Source organism: Roseovarius mucosus DSM 17069 (assembly GCF_000768555.3).
Taxonomy (GTDB): Bacteria; Pseudomonadota; Alphaproteobacteria; order Rhodobacterales; family Rhodobacteraceae; genus Roseovarius; species Roseovarius mucosus.
The window spans coordinates 392,504-408,901 of the sequence record NZ_KN293978.2 but is presented as its reverse complement, the minus strand read 5'-3'; the positions used below and the strand labels follow the sequence as shown (position 1 = coordinate 408,901).

The following is a 16,398-nucleotide window of genomic DNA, read 5'->3' as shown; positions in this document are numbered from 1 at the left end:
CCGCTGGCGCGGCCCCGGTTCGTCATCATTCCGCCGCGACGGCGAATGGCTCGTCTTCCATGGTCCCGGCGCTGTCGGCTTCCGGCATGGCGTCCGCCATGGCGGGGACCTGCGGCTGCTCGTCGGCCAGCCATGCGGGCGGCTCGGTGCGCAGCACGGGCGGCAGCCAGCCGGTTCCGGCCAGAAGTTGCTCGGCTGCTTCCGCCATTTCCTGCTTCTTCTTACCCGCGATCCGCTCCGCCGCCTCGTCGCCAAGGGCATCGCGCACGGCGGCGAGGATGTGCGCCTTGGTGACGCGCCCGAGATAGGCGCGAACCGTGGGCGTCCAGTGCGCCGTCATGTCGAGCGCAACCGCCGTCGCCAGCCTGTCGGCGGTGGCGAGGGCATGGCGCTTGTGGGTTTCCCACGGCTGCTTGACGGCATTGACGGTCAGCGACACGCAATGCGCGAACAGCGCCATGACGCTCGCCTGATCCAGCCCGGCGATGAAGCCCCACAGGTCCGCCACGTCGCGCGGCATGTCCGCCGCCCATCCGGCATGACGGTCCTCCAATGCCTTCGCCGTCGCCGTGTCCTCGATCCCGTCCGCGTGGCTGGCGAGATAGGCGCTCGTCGGGCGGATTTCGAGGCAATGGGCATCCCCGCCGCCGCGATAGAAGGTCTGCGCGGCGAGCGCATGGGCGACGGCGATCAGCGCCATGTCCGGCTGCTCGCCAAGGGCGAGACGCAGGGCAAGGGTGCGATGCGCGGTCAGGTCGCGGATGAGCGAGTCCGACAGCGGCTTGCCGTCTTCCTCCGCGTCCTCGTCCTCGGGCTCATGGTCGCAAGCGGGATGGCCGTCCCCGCCATGTTCGCCACCGTCCATGACTTCGCCATGGGCGTTGACGCGCACCCCGTCGATAACGGCGCTGCCGTCCGGGCTTTCGTCGTCCTCCGGCTCCGGTGCCTCATCCTCGGGGCGGATGAACCCGCGCTCGATCCGGGCTTCCCCGTCATGGTTCAGAACCACGAACACGCCACCGCGCGCGATCTCGTCGGCCTCATAGGCATGGCGCTTGGCGTCGATGCGCTCGATTTCGGCTTCAAGTTCCGCGAAGCGCTGATCCACTTCCGGCGGCAGGTCTACGTCCGCGTCCTCCCATTCCACCGACAGGCGTTCAAGTTCCTCCTGCGCGGCGTCGTGGGCGGTTTCGTCTTCCTCCGAAAGCTCCACCGGCTGCGGATAGATGCGGCGCAGGCCGTGGGCGTGGGGCCAGTCGATATGGGCCGAAACCCATTTCCACCCCTCGGCCTCCTGAACCTCGGCGGCGATCCTTTCCAGCTTTTCCAGCACAAGCCGGTCCAGCAGCGCGGCGTCCTCATAGAAGCCGCCGCGATCCTCGGTGAACAGGTCGCGGATGATGGTGCCGCCTGCCTCCGTATAGGCTTCCGCGCCGACAAGGATCGCGCGCCGGTCGGTCGCCGCCACGTTGCTGGCGGTCAGGTCGCGGCGGATGGTCCACGGCTCGCGGTTATAGGACAGGTTTTCGTAAACCTGTTCCTGCCGGGCATGGTCCTCGGTGATGGCGAAAGCCATCAACTGATCCAATGTCAGATCGCCGTCGCGATAGACCTGCATCAGCTTGGGGCTGACCGCGCCAAGGCGAAGCCGCTGCTTCACCACATGAGCGGTGACGCCGAAGCGGGCGGCGATTTCCTCCGCGCCCCATCCGCGCGTTTCCGCAAGCTCGCGGAAGCGCTCGAACTGGTCGGCGGGGTGCAGGTCTTCGCGGGTCACGTTCTCGTCAAGGCTGATCTCGGCGGGATCGTTCGCCGTGTCGATGACGCAGCGGATCGGCTCGGTCCGCTTGATCTCCTTGCGCTTGGCGCGCAGCAACTGCGCCAGCCTGCGGCCTTCTCCGACGCTGACGAGATAGCAGCCGGTTGGCTCGCCCTCCGCGTCAAGTTCCGGCTCCACCACCAGATTTTGCAGGATGCCCTTGGCCGCGATGCTCGCCGCCTTCGCCTCAATGGACGCCTCGCTGTGCGGGGTCTTGCGGGCGTTCTGCGGGTGCTTCTTGAGCTTGTTGAGCGGGATGAAAACCGTTTCGCCATGCTCGGGAACGGTGGGGGTCTGTGTCTTCGTCGTCATGGTCTTTCCTTTCATGGGCTTGGGTTGGAGCGCAGCGCTGCGCTGCAACCCTGCCCGTCGGCGAGACCGGGGGGTGCAAGGTGCAAGGGCGGATGGGTGGAGGGGGATCACCCGGCCTGCACAAGCGGATCGAAGTCATGACGAAGGTGCGAGAGCACGCATCCGCACGGAAGGCTGGGGATACCGCCCGGCCGCCCTTGTGCCGCGCCAGGGGGCAGCGCCCCCAAGCCACCGGCCCGGTAAGACGCGAAGCGGCGGCCGGGCACATGGACTGGATCAGGATATGAGAAACCGAATGGCCGAAAGCCCTGTCATCCTGATCGCCATTCTTGTTATGTTGCAGAGATATATTCGGTATCGATTGGCATTTGAACTTCAGACATATTGGCCGAATCGGTCCTCTGAGAAGCTGGTGAGAAGAAACGCTTGGATATCCACGAACTTAAACTGCTGCTGCAACAGCATCTGACAGACGGGCTGGTGACGATCGTTGGCTCTGGTCTGTCATGCGCTGAAGGACTTCCGGGCATGGTCGAGTTGGCGACCCACCTTGATGCAACAGTGACAACCGACTTGGCGGCGGCGGATGTCGATCGGTGGAACGCGATTTCACCGCACTTGCCGGCAAAGGGTCTCGAAGCGGCTCTTCTGGAGACGCCTCCGACACCGGGACTGGAATTAGCGATCGTCGCGCGCACGGCCGAACTAATTGCTATGCGGGAGCGCCAAATCGTTGCCGAGGTATTTTCGCGGACACGGACCTTGCGCTTCACCCGGCTCGTTAAGCAGTTGTTGAAACCTTCCACCGGGCTTCCTGTCGTTACGACGAACTATGATCGTTTACTTGAGGTTGCCGTAGAGGAAGCATGTCTCGGCGTTGATACATTGTTTGTCGGCCAATTTGCCGGAGAGTTGAACGAGCAGGAAAGCCGCCTTAGCTTCTGCCGGGAAGTAACCCTTAAGGGTGGGCGAGTGCAGTATCGCTACCGTCCCCGCGCCAATATCTTCAAACCGCACGGCAGTCTCGATTGGTATCACCGGGAAGGGAAGCCCGTCCGCTATTCCGGCGACCTCGATCTACCGCGGCTCATTATCACGCCCGGGTTGAACAAGTTCCGTAACGGCTACGAAAGCCCGTTTGATCGTCATCGAGAACGGGCAAATTCAGCGATAGACCGTGCCAGTCGGTTTCTCGTGATCGGCTATGGCTTCAACGACGATCATCTGGAAACGCACCTCACGCCTCGCATTCGCAGTGGCGTGCCCACACTCCTGTTGACTTATGGGCTTTCGGATAACGCGGTAAAGCTCGTCCACGAGTGCAGCAATGTCATCGCGATTCAGCGTACCGAACAAGGTGGCGCTTCCGGCTCCGGTGTTTTTGTCGCCGGCGTCGAGACTTTCTTTCCCGGCCTGGATCTGTGGGATCTAGGCTCATTCGTTGCCGAGGTGCTTGAACCATGACTGAAGCCGCTCTCCAATTTTCCGAAGACGACAATATCGGCCGCGTCGCATCGGTCGATACGAGCCGTGTCGCGATCGACGTGACCAACTCTGTTCTTCTCACGCGGATCGGTATCGGACAGCTTGTTGCCATTCGCGGCGCGACGGAGCGAGAATATCTTATCGCTATGACCGAGCGCGTTACCCGCAACATCAGGGAGGAATTACCCAGCCCGGACGATGAAGATGCCGATGGCGCGCTTTTGGCAACTGTGCCAACCGATTTGATCCAGGGTGTATTGATCGGCACATTCAGGACGGTGGAGGGTGATCGGCGGAATACCTTCAAACGCGGCGCCGATAGTTTTCCGCAGATTGACCGAGACTGCTTCGTCATCGAAGGCGGAAACCTTCAGCGCTTCATGGGCATCTTGGGCGCGGGCTTCTCTGCCGATGAAAGACTCAAGTTGGGCACTTTCGTCGCAGATCGGACGGCCGACGCAATCGCCAGTGGCGACAAATTCTTTCAACGACACGCAGCGATCCTCGGAAGCACCGGATCAGGCAAAAGCTGGGCGGTTGCGCTGATACTCGAACGAGCTGCCAAGCTGAAGTTTCCGAACATCATCGTATTCGACATGCACGGTGAATACGCCCCCTTGGCGAATAAGTCGAACGGAGGATTTGCTACGCGCTTCCGCATCGCTGGCCCCGGCGACCTAGAGAATCCGGGTGATGACACGTTGTTCCTGCCATATTGGCTGCTCAATCGCGATGAAATGCTGTCGATGATCCTTGATCGCAGCGACCAGAACGCGCCCAATCAAGCATCACGGTTCACATTGCATGTCCGCTCTCTAAAGGGGCAGACGCTCGATGCCGAGGGTAAGGCGGACATCAAGAAAACGTACACTGTCGATTCACCGATACCTTACGATGTGAAGGAGTTGGTAGGACTACTGAACAGAGACAATACGACAAAGGGGGTGGGTAAATCCGGACCGATAAAGGGCGAATGGGAAGACAAGCTGACACGCTTTCTGTCTCGCCTCGAAGCGAAGTTGGATGATCGTCGCTACGGCTTCATGTTCGCACCTCCACCCGCTGCGATGAAATACGACTGGCTTGCAGCGCAGGTGCTTAAGTTGCTGCAATCTGGCGACAACACGGGGATCAAGGTTATCGACTTCTCGGAAGTGCCGGCCGATGTGCTTCCCGTGGTGACCGGGACATTGGCCAGACTGCTCTACGATGTTCAGTTCTGGATGAACGGGAAGGCCCGGACGCCTGTTACGCTGCTGTGTGACGAGGCGCATCTCTATCTTCCGGTTCGCGATGACGCCGATGTGGTTCAGCGCCAGGCCCTCGGATCGTTCGAACGGATCGCCAAGGAAGGCCGAAAATATGGCTTCTCGCTGCTCGTCGTGAGCCAGCGCCCGTCGGATGTCAGCCGGACGATACTCAGCCAGTGCAATAATTTTCTTGCATTGCGTCTGACGAACGAAACCGATCAGGGCGTCATCAAACGCCTGATGCCGGACTCGTTGGCGGGGCTGACAAGTATCTTGCCATTGCTCGATACGGGTGAGGCGCTGTTGTTGGGCGATGCAGTCCTGCTTCCGACGCGGATCAAGCTCGACATGCCCAAGGTGGCGCCGGATAGCGCCACGCGAGATTTTTGGAAGGAATGGGGATCGGCCAAACCGGACGATGCAGCCATTGCATCGGCAATCGAATGCTTGCGTGGTCAATCGCGCAACGGCGGCTGAAGCTCGCCGGGAGCAAATGGGGGAGGCACAGTGATTCTAACGGACAATGAGACAAAGGTTGATCTCCTCAACAACGAGGCTATCGCCAAGACCATCATCGAGTTGCTGCGCGAAAAGCCCGAGCGCGCCTTGACGATCGGAGTTCATGGCGATTGGGGCGCCGGCAAATCAAGCATCCTGGAGATGATCGAAAACGGCCTCAGTTCTGATGAGGACGCGCTCTGCATCAAATTCAACGGCTGGCGCTTCCAGGGTTTTGAAGATGCCAAGATCGCGCTGATCGAGGGTATCGTCACCGGCCTTATCGAGAAGCGTCCCCTGCTCACTCAGGCCGGCCTAGCCGTAAAGGACATCTTCAAGCGGATCAACTGGCTCAAGATCGCGCGGCACGGAGGCGGTCTCGCTTTAACCTCATTCACTGGCATCCCCACAGCCGATCAGGTCGGCGCGGTGGTTGGCACCTTGAAGGGAATCTTCTCTGATCCCTCGAAACTCGCCACGCAGGAGAATTGCGACAAGGCCATCGACGGTGTGCAGGGTCTCCTGGAACAAGGAGAGTCGAAGAACGTCCCCGAAGAGATCGAGGCGTTCCGCAAGGCTTTTGACGACCTGCTCAAGCAGGCGGGCGTCACACAACTAATCGTCCTCATTGACGATCTCGACCGCTGCCTGCCGGACACCGCGATTGAAACCCTCGAAGCCGTCCGGCTGTTCGTCTTTACCGATCGCACCGCGTTCATCGTCGCGGCCGACGAGGCGATGATCGAATATTCGGTGCGCAAGCATTTTCCCGAGCTACCGGATACGACCGGTCCTCGTGACTACGCGCGGAACTATCTCGAAAAGCTGATCCAGATACCATTTCGCATCCCAGCTTTGGGAGAGACCGAAACCCGTATCTATGTCACGCTGTTGCTCATTGGCTCCGAGCTGGGGGAGGACGATTCCGCTTACTCGGCGCTCATCACCGTCGCGCGTGAATTGCTGAAACGACCTTGGCAGACGGCCGGGCTCGATGCGCAGACAGTCAAGACCGCCTTGAGGGAGAAAGCCGGCAAGGTCCAGAACGCGCTCACCCTGAGCGATCAGATCGGTCCGATCCTGGCCAGCGGCACTCAGGGAAATCCGCGGCAGATCAAACGCTTCCTAAACACCCTACTGCTGCGCCATCAGACTGCGCTCGCTCGCGGCTTCGGGGAGGAGGTCAAGTTGCCCGTTCTGGCGAAGCTTATGCTTGCCGAGCGATTCCTCTCCAGATTGTTCGACCAGATCGCCAGTGCCGCCGCTCGCGATCCGGACGGGCGCTGTGCAGATTTGGCGGCGCTCGAAGCCACCGCGTCGGAGGAGAAGCCAGTTCGCAAAGCGAAGCGGTCAGGGTCGAAGATTCGTTCCACCGATGACACCAAGCCGACTGCTTTGCTGGACTTCAAGGACAGCGCCATCCTGACTGAATGGAAGGCGGCCGACGCGATACGGGCCTGGGCGCGATTGTCTCCGGCCTTGGCCGAGGTCGACCTGCGTCCCTATCTGTTCGTGACCAAGGATCGGAAGGATTATTTCGGCGCGGCATCGGTCCTCGGGCGCCTCGCCGCGGTGGTCGAAAAATTGCTCGGCCCAAAACTAGCCGTTCAGGCGTTCGAAGGTGAACTCAAGCAGCTCGTTCCGGCTGAAGCCGCTCAGGTCTTCGAAGAGCTGCGCGGGCGCGTCATGGGAGGCGATGCCTTCGATACGGCGCCTCCCGGCATAGATGGCCTCGCCGTGCTGGTTCGCGCGCACCCGACACTTCAAGCCAATCTTCTCGACCTGCTAGAAGCCTTACCGGCCGATCGGTGCGGGCCGTGGCCCGCGTCGGGTTGGGAGGGCGTCGTCAAGGATTCCGACGCCGTGGTGCGCTTCGAGAAGCTACTCCAGGGATGGTCAACCTCCGGTTCGTCCTTCTTGAAGCCGACGGCGAGCGCCGCGCTCCGCACGCGGAAGGGTGGGCGCTGATGGGCACCTCGAACGCCTATGGGGGTGCGGGCGGAGGCACGCCGCTCATTCCGAGTTGGTTGCAGGGCGACGGCGACGGCGGGTCCGGCTCGGGCGCGGGGGATGGCGACGGGCCGCTACCCTCGTCACCTGATGGAACACCCCCGGCAGTTCCTCCGGCACCAGCGCCTCGGCCCACCGCGCCAGCAGGTGCATCGGATCGGTTCACGTCGGCGCGAAACAATTTCACGCGCTTCGTAAGCTCGGGTGGCAGCGACCATCGGAGCCTCGGTCGCGCGGTCTCGCAATATGTGTCCAAATCGGCAGGCGGTTCGCGCCAGGCTGCGCAGCGTATGGGCTCATCGCGCGGCGCCGGCGCCGGGCTCGTCCGGTTCCTCAACGACGCTAGCGCCAATGGCGTTCGCAAAGCGCTGCGAACGCTTAATCTGGAAAGCCTCGCCGGGCGGCCGATCGAGGAAGTGTTCGCCGGCCTCGCCGACTATATTTGCCCCGAAGGCGGGTCGATCGATGAGGGCATCGCACGAGACGCCTTCGTAGAGACGATCGCCGACCTCGCTGGCGCGGGCATCACCGACATTGACGCGCTCACGCCGGGCCAGATTCAGACTGTCTTCGAGCTATACGCCACCCATGCGATCGAGGCCCGCATCTGCAACGACATCGGCACAAAGGTCGTGACCTTGCCCGCTGATCCGCGCGCGGCCGAGAGGGTTCAGGCGCAACTGCGTGATTTCATCCAGCGTGGTGTCAGCGACGCGATCAACGCCGCAGGTGTCAACATCCAGTCGCTGACCCCTGATGCGGTGATGGACTTCGTGACCGACGTCTATCAATCCGCCTTCGACGTGTTGCAGACGATGGGCGACGGGGAGGCAGCGAAATGAGGCGCCATGTCATCATCGGCCGTTTCGGGCCGGACGATAAGACCCGCGTCCCGAAGGCACGCGACGAGGTTGCATCAACCTTGCAGCTGGTGGCGGGCAAGCGTCTCGATCACGGGATCAGTCGCGCCTTGGCCGACCTTAAGGCGCTGCATCTGACCCCGAGCGAGATCGGCGCGGATATGCTCGTGGTCGCTGCCCATGTTCACGCAGCGGACACCCGCATCTCCCGCTCAACAGAATCGCAGGATGCCTGGACGCGCGAGATCCGTTTGGTCGTCCCCGTGAGCGATCCCGTGCGATGGACGGCCGCCGCGCCGATCCTGGTCCGCGCCCTGAATTTCCTGACAGGCGACAGATGGGATGTCGGATTCCGCAAGCGGACGAAGGGTTATGCAAAGCTGGTTTCTCCTGCCGCGCCCACCCTCATTCCCGCCCCGTTCGACGGAGTGAGCTTGTTCTCCGGCGGCTTGGACAGTTTGATCGGCGCGATCGATAGCCTGAATGTCGGCGAGACGCCGCTTCTGGTCAGCCATGCCGGGGAAGGACTGGTAAGCAAATCACAGGAGCAGTGCTTCGACGGTTTGAAAGCCGCTTACAAATCATCCGCCTTCGATCGGCTGCGGGTGTGGATGAGCTTCGATAGCGGGCTGGTCGAGGATGTCGGATCGGAGGACACCACGCGCGGCCGCTCCTTCTTGTTCTTCTCCCTGGGCGTCGCGGCAGGCACCGCGCTCGGCCGCGACTTCGTGCTCAAGGTTCCGGAAAATGGCCTGATTGCGCTCAATGTGCCGCTCGATCGGCTCCGGCTCGGCGCGCTCAGCACCCGGACGACGCATCCTTTCTACATGGCCCGGTGGAACGATCTGCTGCGCTCGCTCCGTATCGGAGGGAAGGTCGAGAATCCCTATTGGGACAAGACCAAGGGGGAGATGGTTGCCCAATGCGCCAATCCGGCCCTGTTGAAGCAGCTCGCCCCGCTGTCGCTATCATGTTCGTCACCGACGAAGGGGCGCTGGACGAAGAAACCGCAGGGACATTGCGGATATTGCCTGCCGTGTCTCATCCGGAGAGCATCGCTACGAGGCAAGGATGCGACAGCTTACGGAGTGCCCGATCTGAAGGCTGCCACGTTGGATACCAGGCAGGCCGAGGGACAACAGGTCCGATCCTTCCAGATCGCTATCGCACGCCTGTCGAAACGCCCAGAACTCGCCAAGACCCTCATCCATAAGCCGGGTCCGCTTTACGATGATCCTTCGCGGCACGATGCTCTGGCCGATGTCTATCGTCGCGGGTTGGAGGAGGTTGGGCGGTTGCTGACTGGCGTTCGCGCCACACCGTCGTAAGAGGCCCCCATGGGACCGGCTCTCGTTGATTTTCATTGCCACCTCGATCTCTACCCCGACCACGCGGCCGCGGTGGAGCGTTGCGAGCGCGACGGAGTGTTCACCCTCACGGTCACCACCACGCCCAAGGCTTGGCCTCGGAACCACGAACTTGCGGCCGCCACCCGTCACGTTCGCGTGGCTCTCGGCCTGCACCCGCAGTTAGTTGCCGACCGCGCTCATGAGATCGGGCTGTGGGAAGAATATCTGCCGCGAACCCGCTATGTTGGGGAGGTCGGGCTGGATGCTAGCCCACGGTTCTATAAGTCCTTCGACACCCAAAAAGAGGTCTTCGCTCGCATACTATCGCTCTGTGCGGCGGCGGGGAACAAGATCGTGTCGACGCATAGTGTCCGTGCGACTAAAGCTGTGCTCGATATGATCGAGCAATACATGCCGCCCTCGCGCGGACGGGTAGTGCTTCATTGGTTCACCGGCACCGCAGCGGAGGCCAGGAGAGCCGTCGATCTCGGTTGCTATTTTTCGGTGAACGCGGAAATGCTCGCGAATGAGAAGCGCGCGGCGATAACCAAGGTGCTGCCGCTGCATCGTGTTCTAACCGAGACCGATGGGCCGTTCACACAAACTGGCGGTCATCCCGCCACGCCGAGCGACGTTAGGGTAGCTGTAGAGGGATTGGCACGTCTCCACGGAATTTCATTTAACGATATGTCCGCGACGATCCTGAGCAACCTCAAAGGCCTACTTGCGGAGGGGATTAGATAGGCTGCTCATCGTTACATCCGGTGACATTGGGTTGCACTGCATCGCTGGCGATTGCGGGCGCGGGAAACCAGGGCTCGATTTGCAAAGCAGCCCGTAGAGGAGTTTGGATTAAGTCCGGTGCGTTCCAAACATAAGTTGCGGCCATAGACCTGCCGTCCTTAGTCAGAGATTGGAGGTGACTGATTGCCTCTGCGACTGAGAATTCCCTGCCGGTTTCATCCCTGAAGTTGCTGGGCAGCCCTGTCCAGACCACCACATCATACCCTTTGTCGGCGGCCCATGCGGCCATTGTTTCGGGCACAGGCGGAACGCAAGTCCGGCTGCCATCGCGAAAATAGAAGCCCATCCGCCTCATGACCGTACCTTCGCGGCAGCGCAGATCGGCAATCGCGTCGTCGGGGGCGCTGCGTGCACTGAGTGAGTAGGCGACTCTGCACGGCGCACCATGCTGAGAGTCGATGACGAGTGTGAGTGCACCCTTGCGGCTTTCCGATATGCGTGAGAACTCAAGTGGCAGGACCGGACCGTCAGGTAGCCACTCATCGTGATACCTATCGAATTCAGGCCGCACATCCCAGATCAACGAACCCCATCCCAAAATGGCTATTTGAGGCGGCTTCCCATTTTTCCGTCCCGTCATTGACCATCTCCGCCCAGCACGTAGCGAGAGTATATCGGTATTAATCTACAGGCGACAGACAAGAAGGTTCGTGCCCATCTCTCATTTGCGATTCTGGGGCGCTATGCCCGCAATTGAAGTGTGGGGGCGACTAACTCGTTTCAAGTAAGCGAGCGCCGGAGCGGCATACACCAATGTCGACCTCCCGAGTAAAGCACAAATGAAGTACCGTCCATTTCCGCAAGATAGTAAATATTAATTTATTTTCAATAAGTTGAACGTCGTCAGGAAGGCTCAATCGGTAGGGCTATAGAGTAGATGTCGTGCCCACCGGTATCCCGCATGCCCCGCCACAGATCAGCCCTGAGGTCATACCACGGAACCCGCAAGGGTATTTCGGGTCAGTCTAAGGTTAGAGTGCTTTCGTCCGAGGGGCAGGGCCGGTACCGTGGGATTGATCGCGTTCGGCGTGCTAAGTCTGACCCGACTGCTGCATCTTGTGAAGATGTTACGACTTGGAAACCAAATGTGACATCAGGGGCAAGTTGTTGCCGATCCTGTTTTCGCGCCGTCCGGGGTGAATTCAAGCGGTTCCGCCGCACCGGCACAAGGGCAGGAATCCTCGGGCGGCCTTGTCTCGGAACAGGGGCGCGCGATAGGGCAGGTGGAAGAGGATTGAGGATCAAATCGCATGGGCGCCCGCCGATCGTGCAAGGGTGATCGTGTCAGGCGCGCGCGCGTGGCTCCGGCGCGATGAGAGGCGTGCAGGACTTGTCAGCAATGCGCTGTAATCTATTATTATTAATGGATTAATTGTGAAATCTCGCAAAGCATGCGGCGCCGGGTCACGCCCGCATCGCGCACTGAATACGATCGCAGGCAGCAGCAGGGGCACACTGGCGGGGCGTGCAACACGCGCCGCAGAGTGCTGCCGCATCTCGATGCTTAACCTGCACTCGAACAAAGGCGAGACTATGGCCCTGATCCCGGCCATCACGAGGGCGCAATTGGCACTGGTTGAGGCTCTCGGAGCCAAGCCAGAGCGCCTTTGCGAGGCACGGCGGCGGCTGGCCAAGTCCTTGACCTGAAACGCCAGCTTGTGCCATCAGACCGCCAAATGCCATATACTTGGTATGGAAAAGGGCAAACCGACAACAGTCGGAAGCGAAACAAGGAAAAATGGGATGCAGGCGACAGGCAGTTCGCACAGTCTCGCGCTGCGGCGCGGAGAGTTCACGACGTTGATCGAGGCGCTCGACTATGCCGCCGAGGGCGACACAGGCGTCAACTTTTACAATGCGCGTGGCGAGCTTTATGCAACCTCCACCTATGCCGATTTGCAGACCGATGTGATCGCACTCGCGCAGCGGCTGCTGGGGCTTGGTCTTGAGCCGGGCGCGCGGGTTGGTCTTGTGGCCGAAACCTCGCCGCATTTCGTGCGGTTCTTCTGGGCTTGCCAATATGCCGGGCTGGTGCCGGTGCCGCTGCCGGCCACGATGCATATCGGTGGCCACGCGGGCTATGTCGCGCAGCTGCGCGGCCTGATCGAGAATTGCGGCGCGGCGGTGGCGATGGCCCCCGTGGAATGGATGAGCTTTCTGGAAGAGGCGACCACTGGTTTGACGCTGAGCTTTGTCGGCGCGCCCGAGGATTTCGACCATCTGTCGCCTTCGACCGCGACCTTGCCGACTGTAACACCGGACAGCATTGCCTATATCCAGTACACTTCCGGCAGCACCCGCTTTCCGCGCGGTGTGGTAATTGATCACAAGACCGTGCTGGCCAACATCAACGACATGGCGACCAACGGTCTCAAGATGACCGATCTGGATCGTTTCGGATCTTGGCTGCCGTTCTATCATGACATGGGCCTTGTGGCCTTTATCATGATGCCGATGGCAACACAGCGCTCTGTCGATTTCCTCGGTACGCAGGACTTTGCGATGCGTCCGCGCAAGTGGCTGGAAATGATGTCGGCCAATCGTACCACGATCACCTCCGGCCCGCCCTTCGGCTATGACCTCGCCGCGATGCGCGTGCGCCCGAGCGACGCCGCGCAATGGGACCTCAGCGCGCTGCGCGTGGCCTGTGTGGGGGCCGAAATGATCAACCCCGAGCCGCTCAAGCGTTTTGCCGAGGCGTTGGCACCCTCGGGTTTCAAATCCACCGCATTCCTGCCTTGCTATGGCATGGCCGAATGTTCGCTGGGCATCAGCTTTGCCGGGCTCGATGAAGAGTTGCAGATTGACTATGTCGATGCCGAACAGATGCAGGAAGATAGCGTCGCCGCGCCGCTCGACCCGGAAGAGGCGCAGAAATCCAAGCGCCGCGTTGCCCGTTACGTGGATTGTGGCGCGTTGCTGCCGACCTTCGAGATTTCGATCCGAGATGAGCATGGCAACGACCTGCCCGAGCGTCAGGCCGGTGTGATCCACCTGCGCGGCCCCAGTGTGATGAGCCACTACTTTCAGGAAGAGGCGATCACGCGCGAATGTCTCAGCGCGGATGGCTGGTTGGATACCGGCGATATCGGCTATCTCGCCAACGGGCGGCTCTTTGTCACCGGACGGCGCAAGGACATGATCATCATCCATGGGCGCAACATCTGGCCCGAGGATCTGGAATATCTGGCCAAGACGCAGCCGGGTGTGAACTATACCGACGCTGCTGCCTTCTCGGTGCCCTCTGATGTGGATCAACAGGAAACCGCCGTGCTGGTGGTGCAATGCCGCGAGCGTGACGAGATCAAGCGCGCGCGTCTGGTCAAGACCATCGCGGGCCTTGTCCGGTCGGAATTCGGGATCGACGTCATTGTCGAACTGGTGCCGACCCGCACGTTGCCGCGCACCTCGTCGGGTAAACTGGCGCGTGCACGGGCGCGGCTCGATTACCTTGGGCGGCGTCAGGCGGCCAAGATGCAGCATAAGCCAGAACCGGCCAATAGCCTGCCCGTGGACGAGGCGATGCCGCAGGTCCGTTACATCGCATGACCGACCCGGTGGCGGTCACGGGCGCCTCCGGCTTTGTCGGGCGCGCCCTGATCGGACAAATGCTGGAGGCGGGCCGTCCGGTGCGGGCACTGGTGCATCGTCAGGGGCTGGGAATCTCGCATCCTCTGCTGGAAACAGTGACGGGGGGGCTGTCGGATAAGGCGGCGTTGGCCAAGCTTATGGCAGGCGCACATGCGGTCATTCATGTGGCGGGGCAGGTGCGGGGACGCGATCTGGCGGATTTTCTGGGGGTCAATGCCGATGGCGTGACCCATGTTGCAAAGGCCGCGCAGGCGGCTGGCGTGCGCCGCGTGATCCTCATTTCCTCGCTTGCGGCACGGGAGCCGCATCTGTCGCCCTATGCTGCCAGCAAACGCGCGGGCGAAGACCGGCTGGCGCAAGCGGCGCAGGGCGCAGATTTCACCTCTGCTATATTGCGCCCGCCTGCGATCTACGGCCCCGAGGACCGCGAACTTGTGCCGCTCTTTCAGACCATGGCGCGGGGCATCGTGCCATTGCCGGGTGTGGCCGGTGCACGGGCGTCACTCTTGCATGTCGATGACCTTGCGTGTGCCATCGTCAAACTTCTGGACAGCGCGGCAGAGGCTACCTATGAACTCGACGACGGGCATGAGGCAGGTTACAGCTGGGACGAGATCGCGACCATTGTCGAACGGGTTGCGGGGCGCGGGCGCGGCTGGCGCGTCAAACTGCCGGGCGGCATTTTGCGGGCGGTGGCCACAGGCAATCTGATGGCCTCAAAGATCTTGGGTTACAGCCCGATGCTCACGCCCGGCAAAGTCAATGAACTGCGCCACCCCGACTGGGTGTGCGACAACACCGAAATCAGCCGCGATACCGGATGGAAGCCGCTGATTTCTCTGGAAAATGGGCTATCCTCGATCTTGCGCGGGACGCCGTTGAAATCTGATAGGGGCATCACCAATGTCACATGACACCCAAGACCTTGAACAGGAAATCCTCGACGTGCTGTTCGAGCGTCTGTCGAAGTTTCCGGTGAAATCCGGCGCTTTGACCGCTGAAACCAGTCTTGTCGCCGATATGAGCCTCGATTCCGTCAACATGATGGAACTGCTGATGGAGGTGGAGGACACGTTCGACGTGAGCTTTCCGCTCAACATGATGGCCAATGTCGACACGGTCCAGAACCTAGCCGATCAGATCAAACTGCTTGTGGAGAAAAAATCATGAGCATTGCAGACCGTTTTGCCGAACTGGCGCATCTGCGCGATGCACTGGGCGCCGAAGAGGCCGATCCAACCCGGATCGTGATGGACCGCATCCTGTCGCCGACAGAGGCGATGATCGGCAACCGCCCGACCATCCTTGTGGGCACCAACAACTATCTCGGCCTGACCTTTGATCCGGCCGTGTTGGAGGCTGCAAGCGCCGCGCTGCACGAGCAGGGCAGCGGCACGACGGGATCGCGCATGGCCAATGGCAGCTTTGCCTGCCACGCGGCGCTAGAGCGATCCTTTGCCGAGTTCTACGGCGTGCCGTCGGCCATGGTGTTTTCCACCGGCTATCAGACCAATCTGGGCCTTTTGATGGGCATCCTGCGCCCCGGCGACAAGGTCGTGCTGGATAGCCATAGCCATGCCTGCATCTATGACGGCTGCCGCATCAGCGGGGCCGATTTCCTTGCCTTCCGCCACAATGACCCCGAGGACCTGCGCAAGCGGTTGCGGCGCCTGGGCGAAGAGGCCAAGGGCGCGCTGGTGATTGCCGAAGGGCTCTACAGCATGTTGGGCGATACCGCCCCTCTGGCCGAGCTTTGCGCCATCGCCAAGGAATATGGCGCGTGGTTCATGGTGGATGAGGCCCATTCCTTTGGCGTCTACGGCGAGCGCGGTTTGGGTCTCTGCGAAGAGGCGGGCATTCTAGATCAGGTGGATTTCATCACCGGCACCTTCTCCAAGAGCCTCGCCTCGCTGGGCGGCTTCTGTGTGAGCCGCCATCCGGAGCTGCAATTGCTGCGCTATGGCAGCCGTCCCTATATCTTTACCGCCTCGCCCAGCCCTGCCAGTATCGGGGCTGCGGCTGCGGCGCTGGAGGCGATCCGCACGCGGCCCGAACTCAAGGCAAGCCTCTGGGCCAATGCCACCCGTCTGCATGATGGGCTGAGTGCGGCGGGCTATGAGTTGGCCGCGCCGGTGAGCCCGGTCATCGCGGTGCGCGTGCCTTCGCGCGAAGAGGGCGCGCGGATCTGGAACGCACTGATGGAGCATGGCGTTTACGTCAACCTCGTGCTGCCGCCTGCGGCACCCGAAGGGGCCGCGCTCTTGCGGTGCAGCCTGAGCGCGGCGCATAGCTTTGACCAGATTGACGCCATCATCACGGCCTTCAAGACGGTCGCGCCCGAGGCGGCCACGGGCGGTGCCCAGAGCACGGCGGCACAATAGAATGGCGGGCCGGGTCCTGCCCGGCGTGCCCAACCCAAG

At 61.4% G+C, this 16,398-nt stretch carries 12 protein-coding genes; 10 read left to right on the top strand and 2 right to left on the bottom strand.

Annotated features, from left to right (window positions below; genetic code table 11):
* Window positions 1-25 precede the first annotated feature (25 nt).
* Entirely contained in the window at window positions 26-2,131 is a 2,106-nt protein-coding gene (locus ROSMUC_RS09005; RefSeq protein WP_037272038.1) for a ParB/RepB/Spo0J family partition protein, read from the bottom strand.
* Between the two features lie 426 nt (window positions 2,132-2,557).
* On the opposite strand from ROSMUC_RS09005, the gene ROSMUC_RS09000 reads away from it, so the two are divergent.
* The 6 genes from ROSMUC_RS09000 (at window position 2,558) to qatD (ending at window position 10,327) form a co-directional block, all read left to right on the top strand.
* A complete protein-coding gene (locus tag ROSMUC_RS09000) occupies window positions 2,558-3,595 on the top strand; it encodes an SIR2 family protein (protein WP_037271932.1) in 1,038 nt (345 codons plus the stop codon).
* A complete protein-coding gene (locus ROSMUC_RS08995; RefSeq protein WP_037271929.1) occupies window positions 3,592-5,343 on the top strand; it encodes an ATP-binding protein in 1,752 nt (583 codons plus the stop codon). The genes ROSMUC_RS09000 and ROSMUC_RS08995 overlap by 4 nt, the downstream gene beginning before the upstream one ends.
* A gap of 30 nt (window positions 5,344-5,373) precedes the next feature.
* Window positions 5,374-7,332, top strand: coding sequence for a Qat anti-phage system ATPase QatA (gene qatA, locus ROSMUC_RS08990; RefSeq protein WP_037271926.1), 1,959 nt, complete (start codon window positions 5,374-5,376; stop codon window positions 7,330-7,332).
* Window positions 7,333-7,622: 290 nt separating this feature from the next.
* Window positions 7,623-8,216: a Qat anti-phage system associated protein QatB gene (gene qatB, locus ROSMUC_RS08985; protein WP_206018436.1), complete on the top strand. Its 594-nt coding sequence runs from the start codon at window positions 7,623-7,625 to the stop codon at window positions 8,214-8,216.
* On the top strand, window positions 8,213-9,562 hold the full coding sequence (qatC, locus tag ROSMUC_RS08980; protein ID WP_037271924.1) for a Qat anti-phage system QueC-like protein QatC: 1,350 nt from the start codon (window positions 8,213-8,215) through the stop codon (window positions 9,560-9,562). Before qatB ends, qatC begins: the two co-directional genes overlap by 4 nt.
* 9 nt (window positions 9,563-9,571) lie before the next feature.
* Window positions 9,572-10,327, top strand: coding sequence for a Qat anti-phage system TatD family nuclease QatD (gene qatD, locus ROSMUC_RS08975; protein WP_037271921.1), 756 nt, complete (start codon window positions 9,572-9,574; stop codon window positions 10,325-10,327).
* Here the strand turns inward: qatD and ROSMUC_RS08970 are convergent.
* The gene (locus tag ROSMUC_RS08970; RefSeq protein ID WP_102105906.1) at window positions 10,320-10,967 is read right to left on the bottom strand and encodes a hypothetical protein; all 648 of its coding nucleotides are present in this window, start codon (window positions 10,965-10,967) and stop codon (window positions 10,320-10,322) included. The two genes, qatD and ROSMUC_RS08970, sit on opposite strands and share 8 nt — an antisense overlap.
* A 1,163-nt stretch (window positions 10,968-12,130) precedes the next feature.
* Between ROSMUC_RS08970 and ROSMUC_RS08965 the strand changes: the two genes are divergently transcribed.
* From ROSMUC_RS08965 to spt, 4 genes are read left to right on the top strand one after another with little or no spacing between them, the layout of a single operon-like run.
* Window positions 12,131-13,936 (top strand): fatty acyl-AMP ligase, encoded by a 1,806-nt coding sequence (locus ROSMUC_RS08965; protein ID WP_037272033.1) that lies wholly within the window; start codon window positions 12,131-12,133, stop codon window positions 13,934-13,936.
* Window positions 13,933-14,892 (top strand): NAD-dependent epimerase/dehydratase family protein, encoded by a 960-nt coding sequence (locus tag ROSMUC_RS08960; protein ID WP_037271915.1) that lies wholly within the window; start codon window positions 13,933-13,935, stop codon window positions 14,890-14,892. The genes ROSMUC_RS08965 and ROSMUC_RS08960 overlap by 4 nt, the downstream gene beginning before the upstream one ends.
* Entirely contained in the window at window positions 14,882-15,148 is a 267-nt protein-coding gene (locus tag ROSMUC_RS08955) for an acyl carrier protein (protein WP_037271912.1), read from the top strand. Before ROSMUC_RS08960 ends, ROSMUC_RS08955 begins: the two co-directional genes overlap by 11 nt.
* Window positions 15,145-16,359 carry a serine palmitoyltransferase gene (gene spt, locus ROSMUC_RS08950; RefSeq protein ID WP_037271909.1) on the top strand — a complete coding sequence of 405 codons (1,215 nt, stop codon included), beginning with the start codon at window positions 15,145-15,147 and terminating at the stop codon, window positions 16,357-16,359. Before ROSMUC_RS08955 ends, spt begins: the two co-directional genes overlap by 4 nt.
* Window positions 16,360-16,398 lie beyond the last annotated feature (39 nt).